The sequence below is a fragment of the Neorhizobium galegae genome, assembly GCF_017877055.1.
In the GTDB taxonomy this organism is placed as follows: domain Bacteria; phylum Pseudomonadota; class Alphaproteobacteria; order Rhizobiales; family Rhizobiaceae; genus Neorhizobium; species Neorhizobium galegae_D.
Window position 1 is genome coordinate 262,372 of sequence record NZ_JAGIPG010000001.1, and the last position, 22,316, is coordinate 284,687.

18 protein-coding genes are annotated in these 22,316 nt (G+C 62.8%); 3 read left to right on the plus strand and 15 right to left on the minus strand.

Annotated elements, in window-relative coordinates; translation table 11 throughout:
* Positions 1 to 21: 21 nt before the first annotated feature.
* From J2857_RS01045 to J2857_RS01080, 8 genes are all read right to left on the minus strand, one after another.
* Positions 22 to 873 (minus strand): formate/nitrite transporter family protein, encoded by an 852-nt coding sequence (locus J2857_RS01045; RefSeq protein WP_210008144.1) that lies wholly within the window; start codon positions 871 to 873, stop codon positions 22 to 24.
* 48 nt (positions 874 to 921) lie between these two features.
* Complete coding sequence (gene nirD / locus J2857_RS01050; RefSeq protein ID WP_152564228.1) at positions 922 to 1,257, minus strand: nitrite reductase small subunit NirD; 336 nt, start codon at positions 1,255 to 1,257, stop codon at positions 922 to 924.
* A 4-nt stretch (positions 1,258 to 1,261) separates the two neighbouring features.
* Positions 1,262 to 3,712, minus strand: a complete 2,451-nt coding sequence (gene nirB / locus J2857_RS01055) for a nitrite reductase large subunit NirB (protein WP_210008145.1) — start codon at positions 3,710 to 3,712, stop codon at positions 1,262 to 1,264.
* A 5-nt stretch (positions 3,713 to 3,717) separates the two neighbouring features.
* Positions 3,718 to 4,515, minus strand: coding sequence for an ABC transporter ATP-binding protein (locus tag J2857_RS01060; RefSeq protein ID WP_210008146.1), 798 nt, complete (start codon positions 4,513 to 4,515; stop codon positions 3,718 to 3,720).
* 10 nt (positions 4,516 to 4,525) lie between these two features.
* Complete coding sequence (gene ntrB / locus J2857_RS01065; protein ID WP_210008147.1) at positions 4,526 to 5,419, minus strand: nitrate ABC transporter permease; 894 nt, start codon at positions 5,417 to 5,419, stop codon at positions 4,526 to 4,528.
* 62 nt (positions 5,420 to 5,481) lie between these two features.
* Positions 5,482 to 6,780: a CmpA/NrtA family ABC transporter substrate-binding protein gene (locus J2857_RS01070; RefSeq protein WP_210008148.1), complete on the minus strand. Its 1,299-nt coding sequence runs from the start codon at positions 6,778 to 6,780 to the stop codon at positions 5,482 to 5,484.
* A 349-nt stretch (positions 6,781 to 7,129) separates the two neighbouring features.
* On the minus strand, positions 7,130 to 8,407 hold the full coding sequence (locus tag J2857_RS01075) for a CmpA/NrtA family ABC transporter substrate-binding protein (RefSeq protein ID WP_210008149.1): 1,278 nt from the start codon (positions 8,405 to 8,407) through the stop codon (positions 7,130 to 7,132).
* Between the two features lie 37 nt (positions 8,408 to 8,444).
* Entirely contained in the window at positions 8,445 to 9,032 is a 588-nt protein-coding gene (locus tag J2857_RS01080; RefSeq protein WP_210009977.1) for an ANTAR domain-containing response regulator, read from the minus strand.
* A 152-nt stretch (positions 9,033 to 9,184) separates the two neighbouring features.
* Here J2857_RS01080 and J2857_RS01085 point away from each other — a divergent pair, with 152 nt between their 5' ends.
* Entirely contained in the window at positions 9,185 to 11,638 is a 2,454-nt protein-coding gene (locus J2857_RS01085; RefSeq protein ID WP_210008150.1) for a DNA translocase FtsK, read from the plus strand.
* Positions 11,639 to 12,177: 539 nt separating this feature from the next.
* Here the strand turns inward: J2857_RS01085 and J2857_RS01090 are convergent.
* From J2857_RS01090 to J2857_RS01105, 4 genes are all read right to left on the minus strand, one after another.
* Positions 12,178 to 13,347 (minus strand): pyridoxal phosphate-dependent aminotransferase, encoded by a 1,170-nt coding sequence (locus tag J2857_RS01090; protein WP_210008151.1) that lies wholly within the window; start codon positions 13,345 to 13,347, stop codon positions 12,178 to 12,180.
* Between the two features lie 93 nt (positions 13,348 to 13,440).
* Positions 13,441 to 13,977 carry a flavin reductase family protein gene (locus J2857_RS01095; protein WP_432420133.1) on the minus strand — a complete coding sequence of 179 codons (537 nt, stop codon included), beginning with the start codon at positions 13,975 to 13,977 and terminating at the stop codon, positions 13,441 to 13,443.
* Entirely contained in the window at positions 13,974 to 14,861 is an 888-nt protein-coding gene (locus J2857_RS01100) for an aldo/keto reductase (protein WP_210009979.1), read from the minus strand. The genes J2857_RS01095 and J2857_RS01100 overlap by 4 nt, the downstream gene beginning before the upstream one ends.
* Before the next feature lie 14 nt (positions 14,862 to 14,875).
* Positions 14,876 to 16,033 (minus strand): LLM class flavin-dependent oxidoreductase, encoded by a 1,158-nt coding sequence (locus tag J2857_RS01105; protein WP_210008152.1) that lies wholly within the window; start codon positions 16,031 to 16,033, stop codon positions 14,876 to 14,878.
* A 102-nt stretch (positions 16,034 to 16,135) separates the two neighbouring features.
* Here J2857_RS01105 and J2857_RS01110 point away from each other — a divergent pair, with 102 nt between their 5' ends.
* Entirely contained in the window at positions 16,136 to 16,840 is a 705-nt protein-coding gene (locus J2857_RS01110) for a GntR family transcriptional regulator (protein ID WP_210008153.1), read from the plus strand.
* Positions 16,806 to 18,854 (plus strand): alpha-glucosidase, encoded by a 2,049-nt coding sequence (locus J2857_RS01115; RefSeq protein WP_348635668.1) that lies wholly within the window; start codon positions 16,806 to 16,808, stop codon positions 18,852 to 18,854. Before J2857_RS01110 ends, J2857_RS01115 begins: the two co-directional genes overlap by 35 nt.
* A 230-nt stretch (positions 18,855 to 19,084) precedes the next feature.
* Here the strand turns inward: J2857_RS01115 and J2857_RS01120 are convergent, their stop codons facing one another.
* Genes J2857_RS01120 through J2857_RS01130 form a run of 3 tightly spaced genes read right to left on the minus strand, consistent with a single transcriptional unit; the run spans position 19,085 to position 22,096 of the window.
* On the minus strand, positions 19,085 to 19,726 hold the full coding sequence (locus J2857_RS01120) for a ThuA domain-containing protein (protein ID WP_210008155.1): 642 nt from the start codon (positions 19,724 to 19,726) through the stop codon (positions 19,085 to 19,087).
* 18 nt (positions 19,727 to 19,744) lie between these two features.
* Entirely contained in the window at positions 19,745 to 20,848 is a 1,104-nt protein-coding gene (locus tag J2857_RS01125; RefSeq protein WP_210008156.1) for a Gfo/Idh/MocA family protein, read from the minus strand.
* 48 nt (positions 20,849 to 20,896) lie between these two features.
* Positions 20,897 to 22,096 (minus strand): ROK family transcriptional regulator, encoded by a 1,200-nt coding sequence (locus J2857_RS01130; protein ID WP_210008157.1) that lies wholly within the window; start codon positions 22,094 to 22,096, stop codon positions 20,897 to 20,899.
* Positions 22,097 to 22,316 lie beyond the last annotated feature (220 nt).

Sequence of the window (22,316 nt, forward strand, 5' to 3'; positions counted from 1 at the left end):
AGAAGGCCCGCCCCCATCGGTTCACTCCGCCGGAACGACGGCAGGATTGACGATACGGCCAGCCGGAACGCTCTGCTTGCCGCCCTTGCGGCCATGGGTCGAGTAGAGCGTCAGACCGACGAAGGTGAGGCCGCCGACAAGATTACCGATGACGGTCGGGATCTCGTTCCAGATCAGATAGTCCATGATCGAGAACTTGCCGCCGAGCAGAAGGCCCGACGGGAACAGGAACATGTTCACGATGGAATGTTCGAAGCCCATGTAGAAGAAGAGCATGATCGGCATCCACATGCCGATGACCTTGCCGGACACCGAGGTCGACATCATCGCGGCGACGACGCCCGTCGAAACCATCCAGTTGCAGAGAACGCCGCGGATGAAGAGCGTCAGCATGCCCGCCGCGCCATGGGCGGCATATCCGAGCGTGCGGCCTTCGCCGATGTGGCCGATCCTCTGGCCAACCTCGTTCGGCGCCTCGCTGAAGCCGAAGGTGAAGATGATCGCCATCATCAGCGCAACGAGGAAGGCGCCGGCGAAATTGCCGATGAAGACGAGCGTCCAGTTCCGCAGCACGCCGCCCGCGGTCGCTCCCGGCCGCTTGTCGATCAGGGCGAGAGGCGCAAGCGTGAAGACGCCCGTCAGGAGATCGAAGCCCATCAGATAGAGGAGGCAGAAGCCGACCGGGAAGAGGATTGCGCCGGCGAGCGGATTGCCGGTCTGCACCGTGATGGTTACGGCGAAGGCGGCGGAGAGCGCAAGAATGGCGCCCGCCATGAAAGCCCGGATCAGGGTGTCGCGCGTGGACATGAAGATCTTCGCCTCGCCGGCGTCGATCATCTTCGTCACGAATTCCGCGGGTGTGACATAGGACATTTTTTTCTCGTCTCCCTAGAGCTTAGTCGTTTGAAATGGCCGCCCCGGTTATTCGGCGGCGGCCAGCTGTTCTTCGAGTGCCATGAAGATGTCTTCGCCGCGCAGTTCGAGCCGGATAGTCCGGACTGAACCTTCGTCGGCGCCGAGCGCCTTGCCGGTTTCGAGCGAGATCACCCAGTTGTGCAGCGGGCACGTTACCGAGGTGCCGTGGACGATGCCCTGGCTGAGCGGCCCGCCTTTGTGGGGGCAATGATCCTCGATGGCGAAGACCTCGTTGGCGGCGGTGCGGAACACACCGATCTTGCCTTGCGGGGTCTTCACGCAGCGCGCGCCGCGGAGCGGAATGTCGGTCAGCTTGCCGATTGCGATCCAGTTCATGTCCATCTCCTCACTCGGCTGCATGCGAATAACCGACCGTCGCCATCGGCCGGAATTCGTGTTTGTCCTTGCCGGAGACCCGCTCCGACCAGGGATCGACCTGCGCGAATTTCTGGGAGAAGACGAAGCGCTCGTAATAGGCTTGGCGCTTCTCCGTATCGGTCATGATCTGCCGGCGGATCTCGTCGAGGCCGATGCGCTTTGCCCATTTGTAGATGCGCTCGAGATAGCGGCCCTGTTCGCGGTACATCTGTGTGAGGGCGACGATGTATTCGAGCGCCTCGTCCTCGGTTTTCACCAGCCCGAGCACTTCCGTGCCCTTGATGTCGAGGCCCGCAGCGCCGGCGAAGTGGATCTCGAAGCCGGAATCGACGCAGATGACGCCGATGTCCTTGCAGGTCGCTTCGGCGCAGTTTCGCGGACATCCGGAGACGGCCATCTTCAGCTTCGCCGGTGTCCAGGAGCCCCACATGAATTTCTCGATGCGGATGCCGAGACCGGTCGAATCCTGCGTGCCGAAACGGCACCAATCGGAGCCGACGCAGGTCTTCACGGTGCGCAGGCCCTTGGCATAGGCCTGGCCGGAGATGAAGCCGGCCTTGCCGAGATCGGCCCAGACGGCGGGCAGGTCTTCCTTCTCGATGCCCAGAAGGTCGATGCGCTGGCCGCCGGTGACCTTCACCATCGGGATCTCGAACTTGTCGACCACGTCAGCGATCGCCCTCAATTCCTGCGAATTGGTGACGCCGCCCCACATGCGCGGAACGACGGAATAGGTGCCGTCCTTCTGGATGTTGGCGTGGACGCGTTCGTTGATGTAGCGCGACTGGTAGTCGTCGGCATATTCATCCGGCCAGTCGCAAACGAGGTAGTAGTTGAGCGCCGGGCGGCATTTGGCGCAGCCGCAGGAGGTCTTCCACTCGAGTTCCTGCATGACCGCCGGGATGGTCTTCAAGCCCTTTGCCTTGATCAGGCGGCGCACGTCGTCGTGGCCGAGCTCGGTGCAGGTGCACATCGGCTGCACGGCCTTCGGGTTGTAGGCGTCGCCGAGCGTCAGAGCCATCAGCTGTTCGACAAGGCCGGTGCAGGTGCCACAGGAGGCGGAGGCCTTGGTGTGGGCGCGCACGTCGTCGAGCGATGTCAGGCCCTTGGCGGTGATGGTTGAGGTGATCTTGCCCTTGCAGACGCCGTTGCAGCCGCAGATTTCCGCATCATCCGGCAAGGCTGCAACGGCCGCCATAGGGTCCAGCGGGGACCCTCCCTGGTAAGCCTGGCCGAAGATCAGCGTGTCGCGCATCTCCGAGATATCGGTCGCCTTCTTCTTCAGATCGTTGAACCAGGCGCCGTCGGAGGTCTCGCCGTAAAGAACCGTGCCGATGATGCGGTTGTCCTTCAGAACGAGGCGCTTGTAGATGCCGGCGGTGGCGTCGCGCAGCACGATTTCCTGCCGGTCGTCACCATCGGCGAAGTCGCCGAGCGAATAGAGGTCGATGCCGGTGACCTTGAGCTTGGTCGGCGTGTCGGAATGCACGAAAGCCGGTTTTGTGTCGCCGGCCAGATGGGACGCGGCGACGCGGGCCATCTCGTAGAGCGGCGCGACGAGGCCATAGACCATCCCGCCCACTTCGGCGCATTCGCCGATGGAGTATATATCGCCGTCCGAGGTCTGCATGCCGGCATCGACGACGATGCCGCGATTGACAGCAAGGCCCGCTTCCTTGGCAAGCCCGGCACTCGGGCGGATGCCGACGGCCATGACCACCAGCGTTGCTGGAATGATCGTGCCGTTGTCGAGTTCGACGCCCTCGACCTTGCCATTGCCGATGATCGCCTTGGTATTGGCCTTGCAGATCACCTTGATGCCGCGTTCCTCGACGGCCTTCTGCAGCAGGTAACCGGCGGCCGGATCGAGCTGGCGCTCCATCAGCGTCGACATCACGTGCAGAACGGTCACGTCCATGCCGCGCTGGGCAAGGCCGGCGGCGGCTTCAAGGCCGAGCAGGCCGCCGCCGATGACGACTGCCTTTTCGCGCGATTGGGCGGCGAGCAGCATGGCCTGCACGTCGTCAAGGTCGCGATAGGTGATGACGCCCGGCAGATCCTTGCCCGGCACCGGGATGATGAAGGGCACGGAGCCGGTGGCGATCACCAGCTTGTCGTAGCTTTCGGTAACGCCGTGATCGGAGGTGACGGTCTTCGCGGCACGGTCGATCGCGACGATCTTGTGGCCCTTGTAGAGCGTGATGCCGTGGTCGATGTACCAGCCGTCGCCGTGGATGACGATCTGCTCGAAGCTCTTTTCGCCGGAAAGAACCGGCGAGAGCATGATGCGGTCGTAGTTGACGCGCGGTTCGGCGTTGAAGATCGTCACTTCGTAGCGGCCAGGCGCCTGTTCGAAGAGGTGTTCAAGCATGCGCCCCGGCGCCATGCCATTGCCGATGATAACAAGTTTTTCTGTCATGGTTCTTACTCCGCGGCTTCGACGAAGCGGTGGCGTTCGTAGAGGAATTTCAGCACCGCCTCGCGGCACTTGAGATAGGTTCGGTCGGAGGCGAGCTCGATGCGGTTGCGCGGCCGAGGTATGCTCACCTCGAGCACTTCGCCGATCTTGGCGGCCGGGCCGTTGGTCATCATCACGATACGGTCGGACAGCAGCACGGCCTCGTCGACATCGTGGGTGATCATCACCATCGTGTTGCCGAGGCGCGAATGGATCTCCATGACCGCATCCTGCAGATGGGCGCGGGTCAGCGCGTCAAGCGCGCCGAAGGGCTCGTCGAGTAGCAGGATCTTCGGTTCCATGGACAGAGCCCGGGCAATGCCGACACGCTGCTTCATGCCGCCGGAGATTTCCGCCGGGCGCTTGTCCTTGGCATGGGCCATCTGCACGAGGTCCAGGTTTTCCATGACCCAGTCATGCCGCTGCGCCTTGGTCTTGGTGCGGCCAAAGACTTTGGAGACGGCTAGGTTGACGTTTTCGTAGACCGTCAGCCAGGGCAGCAACGAATGGTTCTGGAAAACGACGGCCCGTTCCGGACCCGGTGCGTTGACCTCACGGTTTTCGAGCAGCACAGCGCCCGCCGAGACGGGCGTCAGCCCGGCAATGAGGTTGAGCAGCGTGGACTTGCCGCAGCCGGAATGGCCGATGATCGAGACGAACTCCGCCTTGGAGATCGTCAGGTTGATGTCCTTCAGGACCTCGGCGCGATTGCCGCCACGGTCGAAATGCTTGTCGATATGGTCGAGCTTGAGATAGGCGTTCATGGTCCGCTCCTCAGTTTGCCGAAGCGCCGCGGGTGATGATCTTGCCGAGCGCGGAAACCAGCTTGTCGAGGGCGAAACCGACAATGCCGATATAGGCGAGCGCGACGATGATGTCGGGCAGGCGCGATGAGTTCCACGCATCCCAGATGAAGAAGCCGATGCCGACGCCGCCGGTGAGCATCTCGGCTGCGACGATGGCGAGCCAGGAGAGGCCGACGCCGATCCTCAGGCCCGTGAAGATGTACGGCGCGGCCGACGGCAGCATGATCTTGAAGAAGAATTCGATCTGGTTCAGCCGCAGCACCTGCGCGACGTTGCGGTAGTCCTGCGGGATGTTGCGCACCCCGACGGCGGTATTGATGATGACCGGCCAGATCGAGGTGATGAAGATCACGAAGATCGCAGAGGGGCTCGAATCCTGGAAGGCTGCGAGCGACAGCGGCAGCCAGGCGAGCGGCGGCACTGTGCGCAATACCTGGAAGATCGGGTCGAGACCGCGCATCGCCCAGATCGATTGTCCGATGATCGCACCGACGATGACCCCGGTCACGGCGGCGAGGCCAAACCCGTAGGCGACGCGCTGCAGCGAGACCAGTACCCGCCAGCCGAGCCCGATATCCTGCGAACCGTAGACGAAGAACGGATAGGCGATCAGGTCGTAGGCCTCGGTCCAGACCACATGCGGCGAGGGGAGCGAGGCATCCGGCGCCGAACAGAGGACCTGCCAGACAAGCAGGATCAGCGCCAGCACGACGACCGGCGGCACGACGTTGCGCAATGTCGCCATGCCGACCTGCCTGAAATCGATCCTCGATACGGGCTTGCCGGAAAAGGGGACGATATTGGCTGCCGGCTTTGCGGTAGCGACTGCGGGTACATTTTCTTTTTTTGCCAGGGCGGACATCGGCGCGCTCCTTAGAAAGGGAAAAGGCCGGCGCGTGCGTCCACGCGCCGGAGGTGGGGAAATCAGGACGCCGCCTTGATCGAAAGGCTGTCGAGATAGGCCGAGGGGTTTTCCGGATCGAAGACCTTGCCGTCGAAGAAGGTCTCCTTGCCGCGCGAAGAGGAGGCCGGGATGTCGGCTGCCGCGACCCCGAGATCCTTGGCGGCGGCACGCCAGATGTCCTCGCGGTTCACCTGGTTGACCAGCGCCTTGATGTCGGTATTGGCCGGCAGGTTGCCCCAGCGGATGTTCTCGGCCATGAACCAGCTATCGTGGCTCTTGAACGGGTAGGACGCGCCGTCCTTCCAGAACTTCATGTAGAGGTCGGTGCCGTTGGCGACACGGCCGTTGCCGTAGTTGATGTCGCCCTTCAGGCGGCCGAGGACGTCCTTCGGGGGCACGTTGAACCACTGGCGGCGACCGAGGATGTCAGCCATCTCTTCCTTGTTGGCCATGCTGTCTGCCCATTGCTGGGCTTCCATGACGGCCATCAGCAGCGCCTTGGCGGCGTTCGGGTTCTTCTCGATCCAGTCGGCGCGCAGGCCGAGCGCCTTTTCCGGATGGCCCTTCCAGAGTTCGCCGGTGGTGGCGGCCGTGAAGCCGATGCCCTGGTTGACGAGCTGCTCGTTCCAGGGTTCGCCGACACAGAAGACGTCCATGTTGCCGACCTTCATGTTCGCCACCATCTGCGGCGGCGGCACGACGATGGTCGAGACGTCCTTGTTGGGGTCGATGCCGCCGGCGGCGAGCCAGTAGCGGATCCAGAGGTCGTGCGTGCCGCCCGGGAAGGTCATCGCGACCTTCACTTCCTTGCCCTCGGCCTTCTTCTTCTCGAAGGCGGCCTTCAGCTTGGAGGCGTCGAGCTGCACGCCGGTTTCGGCATATTCCTTGGAGACAGAGATCGCCTGGCTGTCGAGATTGAGGCGGGCGAGGATCGCCATCGGCACAGGCTTGTTGTTCTGGGTCACCTTGCCGGTGTGCATCAGGTAGGGCAGCGGGGAAAGGATATGGGCGCCGTCGATGCCGTTCGCGCCACCGCCGAGCACGAGGTTGTCGCGGGTAGCACCCCAGGACGCCTGCTTGGCGACATCGACATCGGGGAGGCCGTGCTTGTCGAAGAAACCCTTTTCCTTGGCGATGACCAGCGGGGCGGCATCGGTGAGTGCGATGTAGCCGAGCTTGACGCCCTTGACTTCCGGGCCGGCCGCGGCCGCGAAGGCGCCGGACGGGAATGCGGTCTTGACGGCGCCGACGAGGGCGGCGGTGGCGGTGGTCTTGATCAGGCTGCGGCGGGTGATGCCGCTTGTCAAAATCTTGGTCATGCGCAGGTTCCCTCTGCTGGTTCTTAGGAATTCAGGCACAAAAAAACGCCGCTTGGAGATTGCGCCCGCGGAAACTGGGAGGAGTTTCCGGGCAGCAAAAACCTTGCGACGTCGATGTCTTTGGAAGCGCTTATGACGCGCTCATCTGCTCCAATCGCCATTGACTGGGGCGATTGTTACCAAGCAAGCAGCGTGCCAAGTTTGATGTGATCGGTTAATACGTTGAAAATAAACGTATTTTTTGATGTGAAACTTTTGGCTTAAATTGTCGGCAGCCTGTGTGGCTGCAATATTTTTGTGCGGTTGCTAAATTGAATGCGCGCAATTGCTGTGCAGCGCATCTCCGGTTTCAGATTTCATGGCGGTCGGCAGGGGCTGCGAGAGAGTTGCTGACGGCGAAATTTTCGACATAGTTCGCCATCTTGGAAGGATCGAAAACATGGCCGTCCATGAAGCGGTCGCCGTCCCGGTCGCCTTCGACGCCGACGTCCGGTTCCGTCGGTCCGATGCCGAGTGCTGTCCGATAAAGATCGGGGCGATAGGCCGCGGCGGCGGCACGCAAACCATTCGCGCTGGACTCCACCTGGCCCCAGCGGATCATCTGGCTGTAAATCCACAGCGCGTGGCTCGGCCGCGGATAGTTCGCAAAACCGCGATGGAAGGTGAAATAATCGGCGATTATGCGGCGGTTGCCCTTGGCGTCGAGGCTGAATTCGCCCGACAGAACGTGGCGGATGATGCTCACCGGGGCGGCGATGAAACGCGGGCCGGCCAGGACCTCCGCCAGCGCATCGTGGTTCTCCGCCTGGTCGCACCAGCGGGCGGCCGCATCGAGCGAAACGATGAGGCGGGAGACTATCTCGGGATGGCTTTCGGCCCATTCCGGCCGCATGGCGATCACCTTTTCCGGTGCCGACGGCCAGATATCCTGCTTGGCGGCGACGATGCGGCCGACGCCGCGTTCGGAGGCGACCATGTTCCATGGCGCGCCGACGCAAAAGCCGTCGATGGCGCCGGCTGCCAGCGCATCCGATGTCAGCGGCGGCGGCACGACGACCAGTTTGACGTCGCGGTCCGGATCGATGCCGCCGGCGGCGAGCCAGTAGCGGAATTCGTAATTGTGCGAAGAGAACGGATAGGTCATGCCGAGCGTCGGCAGGGTCTCGGCATTGGCCTTCATGCTGCGGATCACGGCTGCCAGCGCCTGGGCATTTTCCAGCGCGCCCGCTGTTTCGGAAAGCCCCGCCGTCTCGCGCATCCGCTCGAACAGGCGGGTCGAGAGCGTGATGGCGTTGCCGCCGCGGCCGAGCGAAAACGGCGTGATGGTCGGCGAGGGGTTGGAGCCGAGGCCGAGCATCGAGGCGACCGGCATCGGCGACAGCATATGGGCGATGTCGAACTGACGGAAGGCGAGGCGGTCGCGGACGTTTGCCCAGGACACGTCCTTGACCAGGTCGAGGGTCAGCCCCTCTTTGGCGGCAAAGCCGAATTCGGCGGCGGCGATCAGCACGGAGGCATCGACCAGCGGAATGAAGCCGGCGCGCAGGACCTTCGGCCCGTCGCCATTGGCGCGCACGGGGGCGGCGAGATTGGTTCCGGATCGGTCTGTCTTGGTCATCATGTTCACTCCGGCTTTCTCCCGGACATTTCGGTACCCGGAACCATCACATCAACAGGCCCGCGGCCGTCACCACGCTCTGGGCGATATCCGAGATCTTCTTCTTTTCGTTCATTGCCGTCTGGCGCAGCAGCGCAAACGCATCTTCTTCCGACAGCCCGCGCATCTTCATCAGAATGCCTTTGGCCCGCTCGATCACCTTGCGCTCTTCGAGCGCCGATTTCGCCTCGGCGAGTTCCCGCTGAAGCCGGCTGAAGGCGTTGAAGCGGCTCACCGCCATGTCGAGGATCGCCTTGACGCGTTCCTTCTTCAAGCCATCGACCACATAGGCCGAGACACCCGCATCCATCGCCGCCTCGATCAGGGCCGTATCGGAGCGGTCGACGAACATGGCGATCGGCCGGCTGACGGTGCGGGTCAATTGGAACAGATGCTCCATCATGTCGCGGTTGGGGTTTTCGATATCGATGACAATAACGTCCGGCTTCAACGTTTCGATGATGCGCGCGACGCCCTGGACCTCGTGGATGACGGTGACATTGGCATGCCCAGCCTCCCGCAGCCCTTCCTCGATGATGGAAGCGCGGATGGCATTTTCATCGATAACCAGAATGGTGAGATCGGGTGGCGGCATTCTTATAGTGATGACGCAGCGCAGCAATCTTGGCAAGGGTGACCGCCACTTCGATCAATTCATGACATCATTCGCCGCTTGGAAAGAACCGGTTAACCTTTATTTTCTACTTCCTGTGAGAATGTGCCCTTCCCGTATCTCGTCTGGTTGTCATGCAGTTCTCACGCAATAATCACCCTCAGAGTTCTGACCTTTCCAACGCCGAAGACGACGCCGTCGATCCGGCGCAGCCGGGTCTTCGCCGCCAGAATCTGGCTGATCTCAACCAGTCGGCGATCGAGCAGGCGCCATGGCAGGCGGCTTTCCGGCTGGCCCCGAACGTGCGGTTCACCCGCACGCCGGAAAGCGCGCTGGCCCGCAAGGCGAATGCCGGACAAGGCCCCGAGGCGCCGGTCCCGGCGCCATTGGCCGAGGAGATCGAGGTCATTCCCTCGGAAGTGTTTTTGACGGCCGTCGCGCATGATTCGCCGGTAACCTATCAGCCGCCCGCCGCTCCGCTCGAACAGATAGCGGGCCTGCAGCAGCTTGCCGCGACCATGCGTTATCACGTGCCGGAATCCCATTCGGTCATCGTCACGCAGCCTGAGCCGGTTCAGGACGGCGCACCCGTCGTCGTGCCGCGCCAGGATATCGCGATCTCCGACTTCGCCTTCTGGGACGCCATGCCGTTCGAGCTCGAAGGGCCTGTGGTCATCGAGACCGAACCCCTGCCGATCAAACCGGAAATCCTGCCGGTCGCCGTGGCGCAGCCGGGCGCGCCCGTCACCGACCTCTATCGCGAGGTGCCGCGCCGGACCGTGGCCAGAACCGTCGTGGTCGCGCCTTCTCCGAGACCGGAGCCGGTCAAGGCACTGGAGCCTGCGGCCCCCGTCCGGATCGCTCCGCAGCGTGTGATCAAAACCAGGGCACCGGTCGTCGTCGAACCTGTACCGGCGCCTATCGTCCAGGTCCCGTTGCCAGCACCTGCGCCGGTCGTAGCCGCCGAACCCGCTTTCGTACAAGTTGCTCCCGTGCAGCCCGAAATCGTACGTCCGCGGTCCGTGCGGCCGGCCGAGGCGGAATATGAATTCCCGCCGATCTCGCTGCTCCAGGAGCCGCAGGGCGAGCGCGGCCAGGCGATGCAGCCGGATGCGCTGCAGCAGAGCGCCGGCCTGCTCGAGAGCATTCTCGAGGATTTCGGCATTCGCGGCGAGATCATCGACGTGCGTCCGGGTCCTGTCGTGACGCTTTATGAATTCGAGCCTGCGCCGGGTGTCAAATCCTCGCGCGTCATCGGCCTTGCGGACGATATCGCCCGTTCGATGTCGGCGCTGTCGGCCCGCGTCGCCGTGGTGCCCGGCCGCAACGTCATCGGCATCGAACTGCCGAACGCCACCCGCGAAACCGTCTATTTCCGCGAGTTGATCGAGTGCGAGGACTATTGGGAGACCAAGCATCGGCTGGCGCTCTGCCTCGGCAAGACGATCGGCGGCGAACCGGTTATCGCCGAACTCGCCAAGATGCCGCATCTGCTCGTCGCCGGCACCACCGGTTCCGGCAAGTCGGTCGCCATCAACACCATGATCCTGTCGCTTCTCTACCGGCTGCGGCCGGAGGAATGCCGGCTGATCATGATCGATCCGAAGATGCTCGAGCTTTCCGTTTATGACGGCATTCCGCACCTGCTGACCCCCGTCGTGACCGATCCCAAGAAGGCCGTGCTGGCGTTGAAATGGGCGGTCCGCGAGATGGAGGATCGCTACAAGAAGATGTCGCGCCTCGGCGTGCGCAATATCGACGGCTACAATCAGCGCGCCGCGGGTGCCCGCGAAAAAGGCGAGGTGATCACCGTCAGCGTCCAGGCGGGCTTCGACCGGCAGACAGGCGAGATCCTCTACGAAGAGCAGGAGATGGATCTCTCGCCGATGCCTTATATCGTCGTCATCGTCGACGAGATGGCCGACCTGATGATGGTCGCCGGCAAGGATATCGAAGGCGCGATCCAGCGGCTGGCGCAGATGGCGCGTGCCGCCGGCATCCACCTGATCATGGCGACGCAGCGTCCTTCGGTCGATGTCATCACCGGCACGATCAAGGCGAATTTCCCGACCCGCATTTCCTTCCAGGTCACTTCCAAGATCGACAGCCGCACCATTCTCGGGGAGCAGGGTGCCGAGCACCTGCTCGGCCAGGGCGACATGCTGCACATGGCCGGCGGCGGACGGATTTCCCGCGTCCACGGGCCGTTCGTCTCGGATGCCGAAGTGGAACTGGTGGTCCGCCACCTCAAGACCCAGGGCCGGCCTGACTATCTCGGCACGGTCACCGAGGACGAAGACGACGAGGAAGACGAGGACGTCTCCAGCCAGGAAGCCGTGTTCGACAAGAGTGCGATGGGCGGAGACGACAGCGACGAGCTTTACGACAAGGCCGTCAAGGTGGTCATGAAGGACCGCAAGTGCTCGACCTCCTATATCCAGCGCCGCCTTTCTGTCGGTTACAACCGCGCCGCCTCTTTGGTGGAGCGTATGGAGCAGGAAGGTCTGGTCGGCCCGGCCAACCATGTCGGCAAACGTGAGATCATTGCCGGCGGGCGTTCTGCCGCCGCCGAGGATTTCGGGGACTGAAGCGGATTTCTGAAGTTCATACACGCGACGGATCGGGTGGGCGTCACACGGCACGCCCGCAAAAAAATTCCGCTGCGATTGTCCCCATCCCTGAAACCCGTGCCTACAATTGCCCCGCCTCCGTCGCCGGAGTGTTTCGCGAGACGTTCGCGGGCAGGCGGAGGCCGGCGCCCTGGTTGGACCTGTAACGTGCAGGAAAGGTCAGGGAGGTGAAAGCCATGGAGGGTGCGCTGAAAGGCAAGCCTTCCTATCAAGCCTCCCCCTGGCCGCCGGGCAGGGTTCGGTTGAGCCGTGCAAGTGGCAAGGTTTCCCGAAAGGAAGCCGCGAACGAAGCCACGCAGCGAGGCCAGGTGATCACCTGTAGGGGCCGGAAGCCCTGACAAGACGCCGAAGGCCACGCGAATGCGGAGCCACCTACTAAACTCTATTGAGGTTCCGCATTCGTGTGGGCTCTCCGATCTTTGAAAAGCCACGGCAGGAAACTGCGCGGGGGGATCTCGCGCGGCCGAAGGTCAGTTCTTGGCGAGTTGCAACCGGTATCACCGGCCGCGGATATAATCGCTGAGCCGGTTGGCGGCGTCCTCGACCTGCAGCGGATCGCGCAGGAAACAGGCGCGCATGAAACCCTGTCCGCCCGGACCGAAGGCGGTTCCCGGCGCCAATCCGACGCCGGTCTTGTCGACGATCCTGAAGGCCTCCTCACGGCTGTCGGTAACGCCGTCGATCTTCACGAAGGCGTAGAGGGCGCCCTCGGGCTTCAGCGTTTCCACCCGGTTGGTGGCGATCAGCGCGTCGCAGAGGATGTCGCGAGATTTTCGCGCCCGTTCGATATTGGTGCGGATGAAATCGTCGCCCTGTTCGAGAGCGGCGATCGCGCCCTTCTGCATGAACTGGGCGACGCCCGAGGTCGAATACTGGATGAGGTTGGTCAGCGTCTGGCCGATTTCCGCCGGTGCCACCATCCAGCCGACCCGCCAGCCGGTCATGCACCAGTTCTTCGAGAAGGAATTGGCGAAGATGATCCGGTCTTCCGGCTCCATCACATCCATGAAAGACGGCGCGCGGGCGCCCTCGAAATAATAGAGGCCGTAGATCTCGTCGGCGATGATCCACAGGCCATGTTTGCGGGCAAGATCGAGGATCGCCTTGAGATCGTCATGGGTGGCGGTCCAGCCGGTCGGGTTGGACGGCGAGTTGATAAAGATCGCGCTGGTCTTCGGGGTGATCGCTGCCTTGAGCCGCTCGATATCGAGCACCCAGCGACCGTCGGTAAAGCCGAGTTCGACGGTGACCGGCTTGGCTTCCGAAACGCCGATGGCGTTGACGACATTCGGCCAGGCGGGGGAGAGATAGACGATCTCGTTGCCGGCGGAGGCGACCGTCTGGATGGCGAGAACAATCGACTGCATGCCGGAGCCGGTGACGTAGATGTTGTCGACCGACAGGTCCTTCGCGTAGTGCCGCTGGTAATAACGGACAATCGACTCGCGGAGTGCGGGAATGCCTTGCGTCCAGGTGTAGAAGGTCTCTCCGGCGAGCAGGGCTTCGCTGGCGGCGCGGGTGATGAAATCGGGCGTCGGCAGGTCGCCTTCGCCGATCCAGAGCGGCATCAGGTTTTCGCGGCCTCGGGCATAGGTGACGATTTCGCCAATGCCGCTGCGGGGCGCGGCCGCGGCGCGGGCGCTGATGTCCGGTCTTATGATTGTCATGGATTGCCCTGTCGGTCCTGGCTGGTTTGTCGCAAAACTGACTTGGCCCAACCGCGCCCGCGGGTCAATATTTCCGGTGCCGGATTTTATTGTTTACTGGCTGGTGGCGCTGGCGAAGCGGCCGAATGTGCCACGGGAGAAACACAGCGGATCGCCTTCCCGGTGGGCTGCGCGCAGCACGCGACCGAGGATCAGCGTATGGTCGCCGGCATCGTGCATCGAGGAGAGTTCGCATTCGAAGCGAGCCAGCGTGCCGGGTATGACCGGCACGCCTTCGTGGTTCTGGTTCCAGAACAGCTCCTCGAACCCCAGGCCGCCGCGCGTGAACCGGGCGCTCAGTAGATCCTGGTCGGCGCTCAGCACATGGATGGCGAAATGGCTGGCGGCAGTAAAAGCCGCGTGGCGCGACGAGTTCTTGGCCGGCGACCAGAGAACCAGCGGCGGATCGAGCGATACCGAGGTGAAGCTGTTGACCGTCATGCCGATCGGGCCATTCGGGGTCGTTGCCGTCACCACAGTCACGCCGGTCGTAAATGCCCCGAGCGCATTGCGATAATGCCGCGCGGTCGATGCGTCCGGAATGAAGATCTGTTCACTGAGCGTGCTTGCGGTGTCGGCAGTGATCATCATGGCACCTGCTTTCCGATTGCGGCTGAGTAGAGTTCGAACCAGGTCTGGCGATCGATCGTCACCTTGGCGGCGTCGGCGATCGTGGCGATACGGGCAAGATTGTTGGTGCCGAGTACCGGCAGGATGTTGGCGGGATGGGCCAGCAGCCAGGCGACCGCGACGGCTGTGGCATCGACGCCCTGTTCCGCGGCGACGCGCTCCAGGACCGACATCAAGCTCTCATTCTTGAACAGCGAGCCGCCGCCGAGCGGCGACCAGGCCATCGGCGCGATGTTGCGCTCCTGCAGGTAGGCGAGGTCGCCATTGGTGAAGGCGCTTGCCGCCACAAGGCTGATCTCGATCTGGTTGGTGACGAGTTCGGCTTCCATGGAGGATTGCAGCAGGGAGAAATCCCAGGGACGGAAATTGGAAACGCCGACGGCGCGCACCTTGCCGGATACGACCAGCGCGTCGAGCGCCGGGCCTGTCTCGTCCGGATCCATGAACGGGTCGGGCCGGTGGATCAGCAACAGATCGATATAGTCGGTCGCCATGTCGCGCAGCGAGGCCTCGACCGACGCGTTGATATGGGCCGCACTGGTATCGTAGTGCTTGCCGCGGACTGCGGAATGGCGACCGGCCGGCGCGACGATGCCGCATTTGGTGACGATCTCGATTTGGTCGCGCAACGAAGGCGAGGCTTTCAGCGCCGCGCCGAAAATCGCTTCCGCCGTGTAGCCTCCATAGATATCGGCCTGGTCCATGGTGGTGATGCCCTGCGCCAGGCAGGCTTCGATCTTCGCCTGGACATGTTTCGGCGAGGTATCGGCATCGTTTCCGATCCGCCACATGCCATAGACGAGGCGGCTGAGATGGAGGTCGGGCGAAAGTTGAACGCGGTCCAGGTGGTGAGGGGTCATCAGTGTCGTCTCCCGTTGCCGAGCGGCGTTGCGGGTGTCTCGGCCGGCACGCGACCATAGGCATGCGGCAGCGAACAGGTCTTGAGCTCGGGCAGGACCTTCTGACCGAAATGTTCCGCCTCGTCGAGATGCGGATAGCCCGAAAAGATGAAAGCCCGGATGCCCATCTTCCGGTAGGCCTCGATTTCCGAGAGCACCTGGTCGGCGGAACCGACCAGCGCCGCGCCGCAACCAGAACGGGCCCGGCCGATGCCCGTCCAGAGGTGCCGTTCGACGTAGCCAAACTTGTCGGCGAGTTCGCGGGCCTTCGCCTGGTGCGAGACGCCGAGCGAGGTGCTGTCATGGGCGCGGCTGCGGATCAGCTGGCCGTATTCGTCATCCAGCTTGGAGACCAGATGCTCCGCGTAGTCGCGGGCCTCCTTCTCGGTGTCGCGGACGATCATGTGGACGCGCAGGCCGTAGTCGAGTGTCCGGCCATGGGCGGCGGCGCGGGCGTGGACCGCTTTCATCCGCTCGGCCAACTGGTCCCTGGTTTCCGGCCACATGAGGTAGACGTCGCATTGGGCGCCGCAGAGCTCCAGTGCGTCCGGCGAATAGCCGCCGAAATAGAGGAGCGGGCCGCCGTTCTGCTGGTAGGGCCTCGCCGGCTCGGTGGTGACGCCCCTGAAATTATAGACCTCGCCCTCGTGATCGATCGTGTCGCGCGTCCAGGCCTGACGGAGGATCTGTACGACCTCGTGGCTGCGGCGGTAACGGAAGGCGCTGTCGGCGACTTCGCCGGGAAAATCGGAGCTGATGACGTTGAGCGTCAGCCGGCCCTTCAGCATGTGGTCGAGGGTCGCGACGGTGCGGGCGAGCATGATCGGCTGCATCTCGCCGCAGCGGATGGCTGCCAGCAGATTGATCCTGTCGGTTATCTGCGAGCAGGCGGCGACGAAGCTCAGCGTGTCCTGACCGACCTGATAGGAAGACGGGCAGAGGATGTTGCGAAAGCCGAGCGCCTCAGTGCGCCTGACGATGTCGGAGCAATGTTCCCAGCTAGACTTCAGCGCGTCATCTGGCACGCCGAGATAGGCGTAGTCGTCTGAGCACAGGGCGGCGAACCAGGATACCTCAGCGGCATCGAGATCCGGCGATGTTATGGGCACGACAGTCATCAGATTCTCCTCAACTCCTGACCCTTGAATATCATCCGTGTTTGTGTAAATCAATGGTGTATCAATTTGAGTGCGTCATTCCCGGGGAGGGGGAAACGGCTTATGGACAGTTATCCGGGCAGCCTGCCGATCTATCTGCAAATCGCCGAACTGCTGGTTCGCGACATCGCCGCCGGCCGGCTTGTCGATGGCGAAAAGCTGGCCCCCGAGCGCGACATGGCGGTGCAGCTCGGCATTGCTGTCGGCACCTTGCGCAAGGCGCTGGCGGAACTGCAGAACCGCGGGCTCCTGGAGCGGGTGCAGGGATCAGGCAACTACGTCCGGGCGATCAGCGATCCGAAGAGCGTCTATGCGATGTTCCGGTTGGAACTCATCCAGGGCGGCGGCCTGCCGACCGCGGAATTGCTCGACGTGATGCGGCTCGACAAACCCAAGGACCTGCCGAGGTTCGGCTTTTCGCCGGAAGGACACCGCATCCGCCGCATTCGTCGGCTGTCGGGCAAAGTCGCGGCGCTCGAGGAGATCTGGCTCGATGGGTCCTATGTGGCGGCGATCGCGCCGGAGGAGCTGTCGGAATCTCTCTATCTCTACTACCGCACCCGGCTGGGTCTCTGGATCGTCCGGGCGGAGGACAAGATCGACCTCGACACCGTGCCCGACTGGGCGCCGCCTGTTTTCGGCCAGAAGCCGGGCTCGCCGATCCCCCACGTGCTTCGGACGAGCCTGGCACAGGACGGAGCGCTGGCCGAGGTTTCCCGCACATGGTTCGACCATTCCGTGGCGCGCTACGTATCGCGGCTGCGGTAGACAACAATCGAGTACCGACACGATGAAATTCGAGACAACACAAGACGGTTTTTCCATTTCCCTGAACGGCCGCAGCATCCTGCGGCACAGCTCTACCTCGCCCTGCATATTCGTGGGCCAGGGGCAGGAGCGGATGGACATGTACCGCGGCAATTTCGAGGTCGAGGATTACATCGTCGAGCGCAGCGCCCTACGCCACGCGGATGTCGACGGCAACACGATCAGCCTCTCGGAGGCGCAGGGCCGGGCGCCGCGGCTGGAGCTGACGATCTCGCAAACCGCCGTGCATTTCCGGTCGCTGGACGAGACGATCAACCGCTTCTGGATCCGCACCCATGCAGAAAATGACGAGCACGTCTGGGGTGGCGGCGAGCAGATGTCCTATTTCGACATGCGGGGCCGCCGCTTTCCGCTGTGGACCTCTGAGCCGGGTGTCGGCCGGGACAAGACGAGCGAAATCACCTTCAAGTCCGACCTGAAGGACAAGGCGGGCGGCGACTATTACAACACCAACTATCCGCAGCCGACCTACATCTCCTCGGCGCGTTACGCATTGCATGTGGAGACGACCGCCTATTCCGTCTTCGATTTCCGCCGCAAGACGTTTCACGAGATCGAAGTCTGGGCGGTGCCGGAGCGGATCGAGCTGTTTGACGCACCGAATTTCGTCGAACTGGTCGAGGCCCTGTCGCTGCGCTTCGGGCGGCAGCCGGAGCTGCCGGACTGGGTCTACAATGGCGCGATCATCGGCCTCAAGGACGGCGTCAATTCCTTCGAGCGGCTGGAAAAGATGCGCAATGCCGGCGTGCAGGTGTCTGGCCTCTGGTGCGAGGATTGGGTTGGCCTTCGCCAGACTTCGTTCGGCTCCCGTCTCTTCTGGGACTGGCAGGCGAACGAGGAGCGTTATCCAGACTTGCGCCGGCGGATCGCCGAACTGAACGAGGAGGGCATCCGCTTCCTCGGTTACGTCAATCCCTATCTCTGCGTCGATGGCTCGCTCTTTCCCGAAGCGGAAGCGGCAGGTTATTTCGCCAAGGATCAGCTCGGCCGAACCGCGATCGTCGATTTCGGCGAGTTCGATTGCGGGGTCGTCGATTTTACCAATCCGGAAGCGGCCGACTGGTTTGCCGAGGAGGTCATCGGCCGTCGCATGCTCGATTTCGGGCTGACCGGCTGGATGGCCGATTTCGGCGAATACCTGCCGATCGATGTCGAGCTTGCGAACGGCATCGATGCCAAGCTGATGCACAACGCCTGGCCGACGCTCTGGGCCGAGGTCAATGCCAAGGCGATCGCCAGCCGCGGCAAGACGGGCGAGGCGTTGTTCTTCATGCGCGCCGGCTTCACCGGCGTACAGAAACATTGCCCGCTGCTCTGGGGCGGCGACCAGTCGGTGGATTTCTCCCGACATGACGGGCTGGTCACCGTGATGTGCGCTGCCCTCTCGTCGGGCCTGCTCGGCAATGCCTACCATCACTCCGATATCGGGGGATACACGAGCCTGTTCGGCAATGTCCGCACGCCGGAACTCTTGATGCGCTGGGCCGAGATGGCGGCCTTCACGCCGGTCATGCGCAGCCACGAGGGCAACCGGCCGCGCGACAATATCCAGATCGATCAGGACCCCGAGGTGCTGGCCCATTTCGCGCGGATGACGCGGATCTATGTGCATCTGGCGCCGTATCTGAAGACGCTGTCAGCGGAGGCCGCCGCTCGGGGCCTGCCGGTGCAGCGGCCGCTCTTCCTGCATCACGAGCATGATCCGAAGACCTATGCCATTCAGGACGCCTATCTCTACGGCGCGGAACTGCTGGTGGCGCCCGTCTGGCATGCGGCGCAGGAGGTGCGGAGCGTCTATCTGCCGGAGGGGGTGACCTGGGTGCATGTGTGGAGCGGGAAAGAATATGCGGGTGGGGAAGAGGTGACGGTTGCGTCGCCGATTGGCAGCCCGCCGGTGTTTTATCGGGCGGATGCGGTTTTCGCGGAGATGTTTGCGGCGTTGAAGGGGATGTGAGGCGGTGCAGCGTCTCTATCTCTCCCCCTTGCGGGAGAGAAAGCAATTTCAACATCTTAGCTTCAGCTAGGGGTTAGAAATCGCAAGTGAGGGGATGTTTCTGGCAAGACAGCCCCCTCACCAACAAAATCTATGACTTAGCTGAAGCTAAGGTCATGATTTTGTAACCTCTCCCGCCACGGGAGAGGTAACCCGCGGTGGCGCCGCGAGCTCGAAGCCTCAGCTCCGCCTCACCTCGCGGCCCAGTTCGCACCGCGGCGGAAGATCGTCTTCATCTGCGGCACGTCGAATTCCTTGGCCTGATGGCCGAGGGAGGAATAGAAGACGCGGCCCTCTCCGTATTTCCGCTTCCAGACCACCGGCATGACGACGCCGTTGATCCAGTAGGCGTGGTCACCGGTGAAGGTGGTCGTGGCCAGCACCTCGTTCGAGGGATCGACATGCATGTAATATTGCTCGGACGTGTAGGGGAAATCGGTGATCCCCTCCATCAACGGGTCGTCCGGGCGGGTGATGTTGACCGTGTAGTCGATGATGTTGCCGGGATGGGCGACCCACTGGCCGCCGATGATGAACTGGTAGTCGACCGACTCGCGAAATGCATCGCCCGCACCGCCGTGGTAACCGGCAATGCCGACGCCGCTCTGGATGGCGGCCGCGAGGTTCTTCACCTCTTCCTTCTCGATCTTCGACATCGTCATGATCGGCACGATGAGGCTGAGATCATGGATGGAGGGATCGGCAAAAGCCTCAGTCGAATGCTCGAGATAGACCTTGAAACCGTCCTCTTCGAGCATGTCCCTGATGATTTCGGCGCATTCCTGCGGTTCGTGGCCGCTCCAGCCGCCCCATACGATGAGTGCTTCACGCATTTTGTTCGTCCTCCAGAATTATTTCGCCAGCCGGCCGTCAACGAGCGATTCCGACAGCGGAGCGGGCCGCTCCGTCGCCGTGGTAATCTTGATCGTGCGCCCTTCGGCGGACGCTGTGTGGAAGGCTTCCATGACCTCCAGCACATGCAGCGCCAGATCGCCGTTGGCCCGATGCGGTCGGTTGGAACGGATCGCGTAAGCGAGGTCCGCGACGCCGATCGAGCGATAGTTGCCGTCCGCATAGGGCAAGGTGGTGGGCTGGTCCTCGAATTGGCCACCCTTCTTCAGATAGCCGACAGGTCCCTCGAAACGGTTCGGGTCCGGCACGATCAGCGTGCCTTCCGTGCCGTAGACTTCGAGCGGCACATGCTTGTGGCCGGCGACGTCGAAGCTCATACCGATCTGCACCACCGCGCCGTTGGCAAAGGCCATGACCCCCGCCACATGGGTTGGAACATGCACCGGAATACGCTCGCCATTGCGCGGTTCGCTCGTGATGAGGCGCTCTTTGCGGGGGGTGATCGCAAAACCCGCCACCTGCGAGACGGGACCGAGCAGGTTGACGAGATCTGTGATGTAATAGGGGCCCATATCGAGCATCGGGCCGCCGCCGACTTCGTAATAGAAGGCCGGGTTCGGGTGCCAGCGCTCGTGGCCGGGGCACATGAAGGTCGCGGTGCCGCCGACCGGAATGCCGATGACGCCCTGGTCGATCAGTTCGCGGGCGGTCTGGTGGCCGCCGCCGAGGAAGGTATCAGGGGCAGCGCCGATGCGCAGGCCCTTGGCTTTGGCGGCTTCCGCCAGTTTTTTCCCTTCCGCGAAATTAATCCCGAGAGGTTTTTCCGAATAGGTGTGCTTGCCGGCATCGAGCGCTTGGAGGCCGACGGCGACATGGGCCTTGGGGATCGTCAGGTTGACGATGATCTCGACCTTCGGATCGGCCAGTAGTTCATCGACGGTGCGGGCCTTTAGATTGAATTCGGAGGCTTTCGCCTCAGCCAGGTCGCGGTTGAGATCCGCCACTCCGCGGATATCGAGGATCGGAAAGGCCGAGGTCATCGCCTTCAGATAGGCGCCCGAAATATTGCCGCATCCGATGATGCCGATACCGACTTTATCCATTATTTCCCTCCCGATAAATGCTGATGCTTCCTGGTCCCTTGGGGCGCGTCAGAGCGCTGGCCCGGTGGTGCTCCAGGGCGATTCATAAAGTTCGTAAAGTGCGACGGCAGCTGCCCCCTGCGCCCAGAAATCGTCGGTCGAATCGTCGAAGACGAGTTCGCTGACGCCCCTCAGCGACGGCGGAATGGCGAGCGCATAGGCATCGCGCAGGCTGTTCAGGAACGGTTCGCCCAATGCCAGCGACGAGCCGACCAGGATGACGCGCGGCGGCGCGAAAAGCGTGACGATGTTGGCGATGGTCAGCCCCACGGCCTCGCCGGCGCGGACGGCCGCGCCGATCAGCCGGTCGTCGTCGGCCTGGATCAGCGCCTGAACATGGGTCATGCCGCGACCGAGCCTTACTGCTTCGGCAAAACGGCCGTCCGTCTGCTGCTCGCCGAGGATGGCGCTTTCGCCGGCCTGGCTCGAAAGCCGCACGATGCCTTGCGGTCCGGTGCCGAGCACGAGGTCGCCGAGATTGTGGCTGAGGCCGCCGGCGCCGCGGAAAAGCCGGTTGCCATGCAGCACGCCGAGGCCGAGCGTCTGTTCGAGCGAGATCAGGACCATATCCTGCAGATCGCGGGCCTTGCCGAACCAGTGATGGCCGAGCGTGATGGCATGGGCATCGCTCTCGACGATCGTCGGAGTCGATAGGCGCGCCGACATTTCCGCAGCAAAATCGATGTTGATCTCGCGGAAGATCGGGCTTGAGCGGATATGTCCGGTGCGGTGTTCGATGACGCCGGGAAGGCCAAGGCAGACGCTGTCGACATCCTCCAGCGACAGGCCGGCATCGACGACGCAGCGGCGTACGCCGTCCTCGACGAGGTCGGCGATGACGGCGATCGGCTGGCGGTCGATACGGATCGGCAAAGTGAGCGTGGAGAGCACGTCGCCCCGGAAATTGGTGACCACGAAGACCATGCGGCTTGCGGCGATCTTGGCGCCGACGACGCGGGCGGCATCCGGATTGACTTCCAGCATGACGCGCGGCCGGCCGCGCACCGCCTCGTTGCGGATATCGCCCTCGTGGCGGGTCAGGATCAGTCCGTCGTCGAGCAGCGAACCGGTAATGGCGGAAACGGTGGTGGTCGAGAGTTCGGTGCGCTCGGAAATTTCGACGCGGGAAATAGGGCCGCGCCGCCGGATCGTATCAAGCACATTCAGGCGGTTGATGGCGCGCAACAATTCGGGATCGGCGGTCTTCATCTTCTGCGCACTCGTCGGCTTCTGCACCGAACTGCTATTTAATTCGAGGTGCAAATTAAATCCGCTTTGTTCTAGAGCCGATTTTGTGCTGCATGCAATAGATAAAAGCAGCAATTGGCGCAAATTTCGCCAAAATCTTGCAACGGCGCGCAAGGCTATTGACAGATGCGTTAGGCTTGCCGATTATTTAATTCGGATACAGGAATAAAGCTTTGGGAGG